Annotated in this window: 10 protein-coding genes; all 10 read left to right on the top strand. The window is 66.7% G+C overall.

What is annotated here, in order from left to right:
• Positions 1-64 precede the first annotated feature (64 nt).
• The 10 genes from hisD (at position 65) to AC3WJR_RS12095 (ending at position 12,760) form a co-directional block, all read left to right on the top strand.
• Entirely contained in the window at positions 65-1,351 is a 1,287-nt protein-coding gene (gene hisD, locus AC3WJR_RS12140; protein ID WP_492725301.1) for a histidinol dehydrogenase, read from the top strand.
• Positions 1,352-1,518: 167 nt separating this feature from the next.
• Positions 1,519-1,989, top strand: coding sequence for a transcription antitermination factor NusB (nusB, locus tag AC3WJR_RS12135; RefSeq protein ID WP_492725300.1), 471 nt, complete (start codon positions 1,519-1,521; stop codon positions 1,987-1,989).
• Positions 1,990-1,991: 2 nt separating this feature from the next.
• The gene (locus tag AC3WJR_RS12130; protein ID WP_492725299.1) at positions 1,992-2,168 is read left to right on the top strand and encodes a DUF4169 family protein; all 177 of its coding nucleotides are present in this window, start codon (positions 1,992-1,994) and stop codon (positions 2,166-2,168) included.
• A 184-nt stretch (positions 2,169-2,352) separates the two neighbouring features.
• Positions 2,353-3,393, top strand: a complete 1,041-nt coding sequence (locus tag AC3WJR_RS12125) for a thiamine-phosphate kinase (protein ID WP_492725298.1) — start codon at positions 2,353-2,355, stop codon at positions 3,391-3,393.
• Positions 3,394-3,500: 107 nt separating this feature from the next.
• Positions 3,501-5,648: a sodium-translocating pyrophosphatase gene (locus tag AC3WJR_RS12120; RefSeq protein WP_492725297.1), complete on the top strand. Its 2,148-nt coding sequence runs from the start codon at positions 3,501-3,503 to the stop codon at positions 5,646-5,648.
• A 322-nt stretch (positions 5,649-5,970) separates the two neighbouring features.
• Positions 5,971-6,753 (top strand): enoyl-CoA hydratase-related protein, encoded by a 783-nt coding sequence (locus tag AC3WJR_RS12115; RefSeq protein WP_492725296.1) that lies wholly within the window; start codon positions 5,971-5,973, stop codon positions 6,751-6,753.
• On the top strand, positions 6,753-9,095 hold the full coding sequence (gene scpA, locus AC3WJR_RS12110) for a methylmalonyl-CoA mutase (RefSeq protein ID WP_492725295.1): 2,343 nt from the start codon (positions 6,753-6,755) through the stop codon (positions 9,093-9,095). Before AC3WJR_RS12115 ends, scpA begins: the two co-directional genes overlap by 1 nt.
• Positions 9,092-10,225 carry a biotin synthase BioB gene (gene bioB / locus AC3WJR_RS12105; RefSeq protein ID WP_492725294.1) on the top strand — a complete coding sequence of 378 codons (1,134 nt, stop codon included), beginning with the start codon at positions 9,092-9,094 and terminating at the stop codon, positions 10,223-10,225. The genes scpA and bioB overlap by 4 nt, the downstream gene beginning before the upstream one ends.
• Positions 10,216-10,578, top strand: a complete 363-nt coding sequence (locus AC3WJR_RS12100) for a lysozyme inhibitor LprI family protein (RefSeq protein WP_492725293.1) — start codon at positions 10,216-10,218, stop codon at positions 10,576-10,578. Before bioB ends, AC3WJR_RS12100 begins: the two co-directional genes overlap by 10 nt.
• Before the next feature lie 52 nt (positions 10,579-10,630).
• Positions 10,631-12,760: an ATP-binding protein gene (locus AC3WJR_RS12095; protein ID WP_492725292.1), complete on the top strand. Its 2,130-nt coding sequence runs from the start codon at positions 10,631-10,633 to the stop codon at positions 12,758-12,760.
• The last annotated feature ends 38 nt before the right edge of the window (positions 12,761-12,798 follow it).

Here is a 12,798-nt window from a genome sequence, read left to right as displayed (position 1 = left end):
CGACGGCCAGTTTGCTGCACTGCCCCACCCCCGGCCCCTCCCCTGAAGGGGAGGGGAGAAAAGCATGATCCGTCTCTCCACTTCCGAGCCCGGCTTCGACCGCGCGTTCGAAACCCTCGTCAACGCACGCCGCGAGGCCGACGCCGATGTCGCGCGCGACGTCCGCACGATCGTCTCCAGCGTACGCGACGAGGGCGATGCCGCGCTCCACGCGTTCACGCGCAAGTTCGACCACCACGATCTCAACGAGACCGGCTGGCGGATCGAACGCGCCGAATGGCTCGCCGCCTATGAGGCGCTGACGCCCGAATTGCGCGATGCGCTCGATCTCGCGGCGGCGCGGATCCGGACGTATCACGAGAAGCAGAAGCCCGCGGACAGCGACACCACCGACGACGCGGGCGTGCGGCTCGGCGCGCGCTGGAATGCGGTGGCGGCGGCGGGGCTGTATGTTCCTGGCGGACGCGCGGCCTATCCTTCCTCGGTGCTGATGAACGCGATTCCGGCCAAGGTCGCTGGCGTCGACCGGCTGGTGATGGTGACGCCGACCCCCAACGGCGAGGTCAATCCGCTGGTGCTCGCCGCCGCGCATGTCGCTGGCGTCGACGAGATGTGGCGGATCGGCGGGGCGCAGGCGGTGGCCGCGCTCGCTTATGGCACCGGGCGGATCGGCGCGGTCGATGTCGTGACGGGACCGGGCAACGCCTGGGTCGCGGAGGCGAAGCGGCAATTGTACGGCGTGGTCGGGATCGACATGGTCGCGGGGCCGTCCGAGATCGTCGTCGTCGCGGACGGCAAGAACCGTGCGGACTGGATCGCCGCCGACCTGTTGTCGCAGAGCGAGCATGACCCGACCAGCCAGTCGATCCTGTTCACCGACGATGCCGCGTTCGCGCGTGCGGTGGCGGCGGAGGTGGATTTGCAGATCGGCACGCTCGCAACCGCCAAGGTTGCGCGGGCGGCTTGGGATGCGAATGGGGCGATCATCGTGACCGCGAGCCTCGAGGAAGCGTTGCCGCTGGTGGACCGGCTTGCGCCGGAGCATCTCGAGCTGGCGTGTGATGATCCGCAGGCGTTGTTCGACCGGGTGCGGCATGCCGGGTCGGTGTTCCTGGGACGGCATACGCCCGAAGCGATCGGCGATTATGTTGCTGGGCCGAACCATGTGCTTCCCACTGGCCGGCGGGCCCGGTTTTCGAGCGGGTTGTCAGTGCTCGATTTCATGAAGCGGACGAGCTTCCTGGAGCTGGGGGCGCAGGGGCTGGCGGCGATCGGGCCGGCGGCGGTGGCGCTGGCGGAGGCCGAGGGGTTGCCTGCGCATGCAAGGTCGGTGGCGTTGCGGTTGAAGTAACCCGTTTTTCTTGCCCCTCCCCTTCAGGGGAGGGGTAGGGGGTGGGGCAGTGCCTCGCAGAGAGCAAAGTTCTGCTGGACTTCCCCACCCCAACCCCTCCCCTGAAGGGGAGGGGCTTAGGTTGCGCCCGCTTCCCGTTCGCGGCTTTTTCGCTTAAGGGCCGCGCAATGTCTTCCCACCTTACCCCCCGCACCGCCCCGCGCTCCAAGGCGCGCGCCGCCGCTCGCCTTGCCGCCGTCCAGGCGCTGTACCAGCACGACATGGAAGCCACCGCGATCCCGGTGCTGCTCCACGAATTCCACAACCACCGCCTCGGCGCGACGATCGAGGATGCCGAATATGCCGAGCCCGAAGTCGATTTCTTCGACGACGTGGTAAAGGGCACGAGCGCGCGGCTGTCCGAGATCGACACCGCGATCGCGGGTAAGCTCGCCAAGGGCTGGAACCTCGCGCGGCTCGACAAGGCGATGCGTGCGATCCTGCGGGCGGGCACCTATGAACTGCTGGCGCGTGCCGACGTGCCGACCGGCGCGGTCATCACCGAATATGTCGACGTCGCACACGCCTTTTTCGACAAGCGCGAGTCGGGGTTCGTCAACGGGCTGCTCGACGCGATCGCCAAGGACGTGCGCAGCTGAGCATGGCGGAGGTCATCAACCTTCGCCGCGCCCGCAAGGCCCGCGCGCGCGATGTCGCCGCCGAAGGTGCTGCCGTCAACCGCGCCGCGTTCGGCCGGACCAAGGCCGAGCGCGACGCTGCGGCGGTCGAGGCCGAACGGCAGGCGCGGTTGCTCGACGGTGCGAAGCGCGAGGAGTGAGTCCTCGCGCTCGGTCCGTCGTCGCTAGTCGATGACTACCGCGACGATCCGCCAGGCGCCTTCTTCCTGTTCTAGCGTGACCGTCTCGGTCGCTGCGTGGCTGAGACCCTGATTGCGGGGCGTGGCGCGACTACCCCGAAAAATTCGTACCTGCAGGGCTGCCACTCCCGCTAGACCCCAGCGCATGACCGAAGCCGAATTTATCGCCGCGCTGCGCCGCCTCCCGCTCCACCCCGGTGCGCTCGACCTGCGCGACGATGCGGCGCGGCTGGGGGATCTGGTGCTCACCACCGATACGCTGGTGGAGGGGGTGCATTATCTTTCCGACGATTCGGCGGGGGATGTGGCGTGGAAGCTGGTGGCGACCAATGTGTCGGATCTGGCTGCCAAGGGCGCTGTGCCGGTCGGGGTGATGCTCAACTATCCTTTGCGGGCGTCTTCTTCCCCTTACTTCGCTTCCCCGGCGAAGGCCGGGGCCCAGTTGCGAAACGGTGATGGCGAAGGGCAGCCAGACGTTACCTCGGCCACTTCGACTGGGCCCCGGCCTTCGCCGGGGAAGCAAGAAGGGGGGGATGGGGAAAGCTGGGACGCCGCGTTTCTCGAAGGCTTCGCGGACGCGCTCACCACCTTTAGCGCCCCGCTGCTCGGTGGCGACACCGTGTCGCTTCCTGCGCACGCTCCGCGCGTCATCACCCTCACCGCGATTGGCTCGAACGCGACGGCACCGATCCGCACCGGCGCGCGTGCGGGCGACGCGCTCTACGTGACCGGGACGATCGGCGATGCGGGCGCTGGCCTGAGGATCGCGCAGGGGCAAACAGGCCCCGCCGAGCTGCTAGCCGCGTACCGCCGCCCGCAGCCTTGGCTCGCCGAAGGGCGCGCGCTGGCGGGCGTCGTCAGCGCGATGATGGACGTGTCCGACGGCTTGCTGATCGATGCGCAGCGGATGGCGGCGGCGAGCGGGCTGGCGGTCACGCTCGACCTTGCCGATATTCCGTTGTCCGACGCTTATCGCGCGTTCGCGGGGGATGACCGCGCGGCGCGGCTCGCGGCGGCGACCGCGGGGGACGATTACCAGCTCCTGTTCGCCGCCGCGCCCGACGTTGCTTTGCCGTGTCCCGCGACACGCGTCGGCTGGTTCGCATCGGGATCAGGACTGACGCTGACCGACGCGGGCGAAGCCGTTCCGCTTCCCGGCAATCTCGGGTTCCAGCACAACCGGTAAGCGTCGCGCGCGCTTGCCAACCCATCCTCCACCTGTAGGATGATGCCCAAGAGCGGGGACGAGACCGCGTGTCGCGATCCTTGCCGGACTTCAGGGAAAGGAACAGCATGACGATCGTCTATGCCGCCATCATCTGTGGCCTGATCGCCGTCGCCTACGGCGCGATCACCAGCCAGCAGGTCCTCCGCGCGCCCGCGGGCAATGAAAAGATGCAGGATATCGCCGCCGCGATTCAGGAGGGGGCGAAGGCCTATCTCGGGCGGCAATATCGCACGATCGCGATCGTCGGCGTCATCGTCCTGTTGCTGGTGTGGGTGTTCCTCGACGGGATGCGCACGCCCGTATCCGCGCTGAGCTTCGCGCTGGGCGCGGTGCTTTCCGGCGTCGCGGGATATGTCGGCATGAACATCTCGGTTCGTGCGAACGTGCGGACCGCAGAGGCGGCGCGGACCTCGCTGCAGGGTGGACTGACGATGGCGTTCCGGTCGGGGGCGGTGACGGGGTTGCTCGTCGCCGGGCTCGGGTTGCTCTCCATCTCCGGCACGTTCCTGTATCTCGCCGGGCCGAACGGTGTCGACGCGGGTGCGCCCGTCGTGGTCAAGGCGCTGACCGCGCTGGCGTTCGGCGCATCGCTCATCTCGATCTTCGCGCGGCTGGGCGGGGGCATCTTCACCAAGGCGGCGGACGTCGGTGCGGATCTGGTCGGCAAGGTCGAGGCGGGGATCCCCGAGGACGACCCGCGCAACCCCGCGACGATCGCGGACAATGTCGGCGACAATGTCGGCGACTGCGCGGGCATGGCGGCGGATCTGTTCGAGACTTATGTCGTCACGATCGGCGTGACGATGATCTCGGTCGCGCTCGCGCTCAAGAATGCGGATCATCTGCTGAGCGTGATGACGCTGCCGCTGATCGTCGGCGGCGTGTGCATCCTGACCTCGATCCTTGGCACCTATGCGGTGCGGCTGGGGAACGGCACGATCATGGGGGCGCTGTACAAGGGCTTCTGGCTGAGCGTCGGGCTGTCGATCCCGGCGATTTATTTCGCGACCAGCTATACGCTCGGCGACATGAGCGCGCGGATCGGGGGCAATGCGTTTCTCGACGGTGCGACGCCCGAGGCGATCGCGGGGATGGCGGCGACGAGCTTCACCGGCATGCAATTGTTCTGGTGCATGATGATCGGGCTGGCAGTGACCGGCCTGCTGGTGTGGATCACCGAATATTACACCGGCACCAACTTCCGCCCGGTCCGCTCGATCGCTAAGGCGTCCGAGACGGGGCATGGCACCAACGTGATCCAGGGACTCGCGATCAGCCTCGAATCGACCGCGCTGCCGACGCTGGTCATCGTCGTCGCAGTGATCGCGGCGTATCAATTGGCGGGGGTGATCGGGATCGCCTTCGCCGCGACTGCGATGCTCGCGCAGGCGGGGATGGTCGTCGCGCTCGATGCTTATGGGCCGGTGACCGACAATGCGGGCGGGATCGCCGAGATGGCGGGGCTGCCCGATGACGTGCGGCATCGTACTGACGCACTGGACGCAGTGGGCAACACCACCAAGGCGGTGACCAAAGGGTATGCGATCGGTTCGGCAGCGCTTGCCGCGCTGGTGCTGTTCAACGCCTATACGTCGGATCTGGCACGCGATTTCCCGACGCTCACGGTCAATTTCGCGCTTTCCAACCCGTATGTCATCGTCGGGCTGTTGCTCGGCGCGTTGCTGCCCTATCTGTTCGGTGCGATGGGGATGACTGCGGTCGGGCGTGCGGCGGGTGCTGTCGTGGAGGAAGTCCGCGCGCAGTTCCGCGACAATCCGGGGATCATGCTCGGCACCAGCCGCCCGAATTATGCGCGAACGGTCGACCTCGTGACGCGCGCGGCGATCCGCGAGATGATCGTGCCGTCGCTGCTCCCAGTGCTGTCGCCGATCCTGGTGTATTTCGTGATCACCTTCGTCGCGGGGCAGGCCGAGGGGTTCGCGGCATTGGGCGCGATGCTGCTTGGGGTGATCGTGTCGGGGTTGTTCGTCGCGATCTCGATGACCTCGGGGGGTGGTGCCTGGGACAATGCCAAGAAGTTCATCGAGGACGGAAATTACGGGGGCAAGGGATCGGAGGCGCACAAGGCTGCGGTGACGGGGGATACGGTGGGGGATCCGTATAAGGATACGGCGGGGCCGGCGGTCAATCCGATGATCAAGATTACGAACATCGTGGCGTTGCTGCTGCTTGCGGCGCTCGCGGCGGGGTGAGGGGGGAGCGGGTAGTTCGGCCTGCCCTCAGGCGAAGGCGAGACCGCTGAATGAAGGCAATCGAAGGTTTGATCGTGACCCCTTGCCCCACAAGCTGCCGTCATGCTGAACTTGTTTCAGCATCCACCGCGCAACAGGCCAAGTCCGGACTCGCGGAGGGCTGGATCCTGAAACAAGTTCAGGATGACGGACGGTTTTGAAAACTTTTGCTTTCGCGAGAATGCCGGAAGGGGGGACGGGAATCCTGCTTCAACTAATCGATAGGGGGGAACCTGCCCCCGCTTTGCGCTACCAATCACAGCACGTTTCCAAGGACCGACCCATGCCCGACCCCTCGATCCAGACCGAACGGCGCGGCGACGTGCTGATCGTGACGCTCAACCGCCCCGACCGGCTCAATGCAGCCCCGCCGCAGATGTTCGACGACCTCCGCACCGCGCTTGCCACGCTGGACGGCGCGCGCGCGGTGCTGATCGCCGCGGCCGGCCGAGGGTTCTGCTCGGGCGCGGATGTCGGCGGCGGCGCGCTCGGGAGCGACGACCCGGGCAACGCCACGTTCAAGGCGCTGACCGAAGCGTATAACCCGACGATCGCCGCAATCGCCGACCTGTCCGTCCCCGTCGTCAGTGCGGTGCGCGGACCCGCCGCCGGAATCGGGTGCAGCCTCGCGCTCGCCGCCGACTTCTGCGTCGCGAGCGAGACCGCCTATTTCCTCCAGGCGTTCGTCAACATCGGGCTCGTCCCCGATGGCGGCGCGTCGTGGATGCTCCCGCGGCTGATCGGTCGGGCGCGCGCGACCGAGATGATGCTGCTGGGCGAACGCGTTCCCGCTGAAAAGGCACTCGATTGGGGGATGATCCACAAGGTCACCACGGACGACTCGCTCGATGCCGAAGCGGTCGCATTGGCGGAACGGCTCGCCGCCGGGCCGACCGTCGCGATGGGGCTGATCCGCCGCCAGATCCGCCATGCCTATGAGACGGATTACGCTGCGGCGATGCTCCAGGAGGCCGAAAACCAGCGGCATGTCCGCGGTACGGCGGATTCGATGGAAGGCGGCATGGCCTTCTTGCAGAAACGAAAGCCACAGTTCACAGGAACCTGATGGCAGAGATTGAACTGAACACGGGTGAGGACGCCGGGAGTACGCCGGCCCCACGCGATCTTCCCGAGCCCAGCAAGCGTCCGACGCTCGACGCCTGGGCGGCGGCGGCGGCGAAGGAGGTCAAGGGCAGGGACCTGACCTGGCACACGCCCGAAGGGATCGACGTCAAGCCGCTCTACACCGCGGCGGACGTGGCGGACATCGACCCCGGCCTCCCCGGCTTCGCGCCGTTCACGCGCGGCGTGCGCGCGTCGATGTATGCGGGGCGGCCGTGGACGATCCGGCAATATGCTGGGTTCTCGACCGCGGAGGCGTCCAACGCGTTCTACCGCCGCAACCTCGCCGCCGGGCAGAAGGGCCTGTCGGTCGCGTTCGATCTGGCGACGCATCGTGGCTATGACAGCGACCATCCGCGCGTGACCGGCGATGTCGGCAAGGCGGGGGTCGCGATCGACACGATCGACGACATGAAGATCCTGTTCGACGGGATTCCGCTCGACAAGATGTCGGTCAGCATGACGATGAACGGCGCGGTGATCCCGATCCTCGCCTTCTTCATCGTCGCGGGCGAGGAACAGGGGGTACCGCAGCATCTGCTCGACGGGACCATCCAGAACGACATCCTCAAGGAGTTCATGGTCCGCAACACGTATATCTACCCGCCTGAACCGAGCATGCGGATCATCTCGGACATCATCGGGTATACGTCGGCGCACATGCCGAAGTTCAACAGCATCTCGATCTCCGGCTATCACATGCAGGAAGCCGGGGCGACGCAGCTTCAGGAGCTGGCGTTCACGATCGCGGACGGGCGGGAATATGCCAAGGCGGCGATGGCGTCGGGGCTCGATCTCGATGCGTTCGCGGGGCGGCTGTCCTTCTTTTTCGCGATCGGCATGAACTTCTTCATGGAAATCGCCAAGCTGCGCGCTGCGCGGAAGCTGTGGCACCGCGTGATGACCGATCTTGGCGCGAAGGACGAACGCTCCAAGATGCTGCGGACGCATTGCCAGACGAGCGGCGTCTCGCTGACCGAGCAGGATCCGTATAACAACGTGATCCGCACGACGGTCGAGGCGATGGCGGCGATGCTGGGGGGGACGCAGTCGCTCCACACCAACGCGCTCGACGAAGCGATCGCTTTGCCGACCGACTTCTCGGCGCGGATCGCGCGCAACACGCAGATCGTGCTGCAGGAAGAGACGGGGATGACCAAGGTCGTCGATCCCCTGGGCGGCAGCTATTATATCGAGAGCCTGACCGAGGAGCTGGTCGAGAAGGCGTGGGAGATCATCCAGCGCGTCGAGGCCGAGGGCGGGATGGCGCAGGCGGTCGCGGCGGGCTGGCCCAAGGCAATGATCGAAGAGGCGTCTGCCGGACGTGCCGCGCGGGTCGACAAGGGCGAGGACGTGATCGTCGGCGTCAACAAGTACAAGCTTTCCGAACAGGATCCGATCGACATTCTCGACGTCGACAACGTCGCGGTGCGCGAGGCGCAGATCGCGCGGATTGCGCGATCGAAGGCCGGGCGGGACGAGGCGAAGTGTCAGGCGGCGCTGGATGCGTTGCGCGAGGGTGCCAGAGCAAATCCTCCCCGGAACGGGGAGGGGGACCGTGAGCAGTCAGCGAACGGTGGAGGGGTCGATCCGGGCGCAGCGCTTGCGGCAGAACCCCTCCGTCAGCCTTCGGCTGCCACCTCCCCCGTTGGGGGAGGAATGGAGTCGAACCTTCTCGCGCTTGCGGTCGAATGTGCGCGGGAACGAGCGACATTGGGCGAGATTTCGTCCGCGATGGAGGATGTGTTCGGGCGCTACGACACCGTTCCTACGCCGGTGTCGGGCATCTACGGCGGCGCGCATGAGTTCGACGCCGCGTGGCAGGGGCTGAAGGAAGGCGTCGTCTCGCTGGAAACGCGCAACGGCCGCAAGCCCCGCATGCTCGTCGCCAAGATGGGGCAGGACGGGCATGACCGCGGCGCGAACCTCGTGTCGTCGGCGTTCGGCGATCTCGGGTTCGAGGTCGTGCCGGGGCCGTTGTTCCAGACGCCCGCCGAAGCCGCCGCGCTGGCGATCGCGCGCGATGTCGACGTGGTGGGCGCGTCCTCGCTGGCGGCGGGGCACAAGACATTGATCCCCGAGCTGATCGGGCATTTGCACGAGGCCGGGCGCGGCGACATCAAGGTGATCGCGGGCGGGGTGATCCCCGCGCAGGATTATCAGACGTTGCGCGACGCGGGCGTGCAGGGGATTTTCGGGCCCGGGACCAATCTGGTCGAGGCGGCGGGCGAAGTGTTGCGATTGCTGGGGCATAACATGCCCCCGGTTGAGGGAAATGTGGAATGACTGATGGACTGACCGCCGTTCAAAGCCCCTCCCCCTCGGGGGAGGGGTTGGGGTGGGGCCGTGCAGCGGACTTAACCGACGTCGGGCTCGGTGAGACGTCCCCCACCCCCATCCCCTCCCCTGAAGGGGAGGGGCAGACCAGGAACGACTGGACGCGCGCTGAAATCGCCGCTCTGTTCGACTTGCCCTTCGACGAACTGATGTTCCGCGCGCAGACCACGCACCGCGCGCATCATGCCGCGGGGCAGGTGCAGCTGTGTACGCTGCTGTCGATCAAGACCGGCGGCTGCCCCGAGGATTGCGGCTATTGCAACCAGTCCGCCAGCGCCGACACCGAACTGAAAGCGAGCAAACTGATGGACGTCCGCGCGGTGCTGCAATCCGCCGCGCAGGCGCGCGACGCGGGGAGCCAGCGGTTCTGCATGGGCGCCGCGTGGCGCAACCCCAAGGACAAGGACATGCCCGCGATCATCGAGATGGTGCAGGGCGTCCGCCAGATGGGGATGGAAACCTGCATGACACTCGGCATGCTCACGCCGAGCCAGGCCGAGCAGCTCGCCGACGCGGGGCTCGATTATTACAACCACAACATCGACACTTCGCCGGAGAAATACGCCGAAGTCATCACCACGCGCACTTTCCAGGACCGGCTCGATACGCTCGATCATGTGCGCGAGGCGGGGATCAACGTGTGCTGCGGCGGGATCGTCGGGATGGGCGAGACGCGCGGCGACCGCGTCGGCTTCATTCACGCGCTCGCCACCTTGCCGCGCCATCCCGAGAGCGTGCCGGTCAATGCGCTGGTGCCGGTCAAGGGCACGGTGCTCGGCAACATGCTGGCGGACACGCCGCTCGCCGCGATCGACGAGATCGAGTTCGTCCGCACCGTCGCGGTCGCGCGGATCACCATGCCGCTGAGCATGGTGCGGCTTTCGGCCGGGCGTGAGAGCATGTCCGATGCGACGCAGGCCTTGTGCTTCATGGCGGGGGCGAATTCGATCTTCACCGGCGACAAGCTGCTGACCACGGGCAATGCCGGGGACGACAAGGACGCTGCGCTGCTCGCGAAGCTCGGGCTCGTCCCGATGGTTGGCGAAGAACCGATGCGGAAGGAGAAGACATGCTGCTGATCGCGCTGCTGATCGCCACTGCCGCGCCGGTCCAGACGCAGGCGGACATGAACCGCAGTGCGGGTTCGAGCTATGCGGTCGCTGATGCGGCGATGACCGCGCAGTGGAAGCGCACCTATGCGTATATGAAGCGCCGCGACGGGCAGGACACGTCGCGCGGTGGCGGGTTCGGCTTCGCGGCGTCGTTGCTCGCGAGCCAGCGCGCGTGGCTTCAGTTCCGCGATACGCAGTGCGTGATCGAGGGCGGGCAATATGCGGGCGGCTCCGCGCAGGGCATGACGATGGCGGCGTGCCGGACACGCCTGACGCGGGCCCGCACGGCACAACTCAAGTCGATGATCTGGTACCAATAACGATCAGTCCGCACCCGGTATTCGTTCGGGGAGACGGCACAGTTTAGGGCGAGTGATGTTCAAGAAAATCCTGGTCGCGAACCGCGGCGAAATTGCCTGCCGCGTCATGCGGACCGCCAAGAAGATGGGGATCGCGACGGTCGCAGTCTATTCGGACGCGGACGCGCGCGCGCCGCATGTGCTGATGGCGGACGAGAGCGTCCGGCTCGGGCCGCCGCCGGCGGGCGAGAGCTATCTGCTCGCCGACCTGATCCTGCTCGCCGCCAAGGAGACCGGCGCGGACTGCATTCATCCGGGCTACGGCTTCCTGTCCGAACGCGAGAGCTTCGCGCGTGCCTGTGCCGATGCGGGGATCGCGTTCGTCGGGCCTCCCCCGAAAGCGATCGCCGCGATGGGGGACAAGATCGAGTCCAAGAAATTGGCCAAGGCGGCGGGCGTCAACGTCGTCCCCGGGTTCCTGGGCGAGATCGCGGACACCGACGAGGCGGTACGGATCGCGAGCGACATCGGTTATCCGGTGATGATGAAGGCCAGCGCGGGCGGCGGCGGCAAGGGGATGCGGCTCGCTTACTCCGAGCAGGACGTCCGCGAGGGCTTCGAGGCGACAAAGCGCGAGGGGCTGGCGTCGTTCGGCGATGACCGCGTGTTCATCGAAAAGTTCATCGAATCGCCGCGCCACATCGAGATCCAGGTGATGGGCGATCAGCACGGCAACATCGTCTATCTCGGCGAGCGTGAATGCTCGATCCAGCGCCGCCACCAGAAGGTGGTCGAGGAAGCGCCGTCGCCATTCGTGACGCCCAAGATGCGGAAAGCCATGGGCGAGCAGGCGGTCGCCCTGGCGCGGGCGGTCGGGTATTATTCGGCGGGGACGGTCGAGCTGATCGTGTCGGGCGCGGATACGACTGGGGAGGGGTTCTATTTCCTCGAGATGAATACCCGGCTCCAGGTCGAGCATCCGGTTACCGAGGCGGTGACCGGGCTGGATCTGGTCGAGCTGATGATCCGCGTGGCGGCGGGCGAGGCGTTGCCGTTCGGGCAGGACGACGTGACGCTCAAGGGCTGGGCGATCGAGAACCGGGTTTATGCGGAGGATCCGTATCGCGGGTTCTTGCCGAGCACGGGGCGGCTGGTGCGGTATCAGCCGCCGGAGAGTGTGGGGACGCCTTATTCGACCTTGAGCCCCTCCCCTTTAGGGGAGGGGTTGGGGTGGGGCCGTGCAGCGGACTCAACCGACGTCGGGCTCGGTGAGACCGCCCCCACCCCCTACCCCTCCCCTGAAGGGGAGGGGCAAGAAGGAGCAGCTTACGTCCGTGTCGACGACGGCGTGCGCGAAGGCGGTGAGGTCAGCATCTTCTACGACCCGATGATCGCCAAGCTGATCACCTGGGCGCCGACCCGCGAGGAAGCGATCGACGAACAGATCGCCGCGCTCGATGCGTTCGAGATCACCGGCCCCGGCAACAACATCGACTTCCTCTCCGCGCTGATGCAGCACCCGCGTTTCCGCTCGGGTAACATCACCACAGGGTTCATCGCCGAGGAATATCCCGACGGCTTCCACGGCGCGCCCGCGTCGGACGACCTCATCCGCGACCTGTCCGCGATCGCCGCCTTCGCCGCGACCGCCGAAGCAGATCGTGCGCGCCGGATCGATGGCCAGCTCGGCAAGCGGCTGCGCCCGCCCGCACAATGGTCGGTCAAGATCGGCGACGCTACGCATGTCGTCGACATTTCGACCGACGGCGTCACCATTGACGGCGACGATCTGGACATCGGGCTGGAATACACCCCCGGCGACCGGATGGTGCATGCCGAGATCGACGACGCCGACCTCAGCGTGAAGATCGTCCGCACGCGCGGCGGTTTCCGGCTGACCACTCGCGGCGCGAGCCATGAGGCGCGTGTGCTGCCCGCGCATGTCGCGCCCTATGCGCAGCATCTGATCGAGAAGATCCCGCCCGATCTGTCGAAGTTCCTGCTGTGCCCGATGCCGGGCCTGCTGATGCGGCTGGACGTCGGGGTCGGCGACAAGGTCGAGGCGGGACAACCACTTGCCGTGGTCGAGGCGATGAAGATGGAGAACATCCTGCGCGCCGAAAAGGCGGGGACGGTCAAGACGGTCAACGCCAAGACGGGCGACAGTCTGGCGGTCGACGCGATTATCCTCGAAATGGAATAACGTCAGGAGGCTCCGTCGCGACATATTGCGACAACTAT

This window comes from Sphingomonas sp. FW306-05-A, from assembly GCF_058782275.1.
This window is presented reverse-complemented; position numbering and strand designations above follow the sequence as displayed.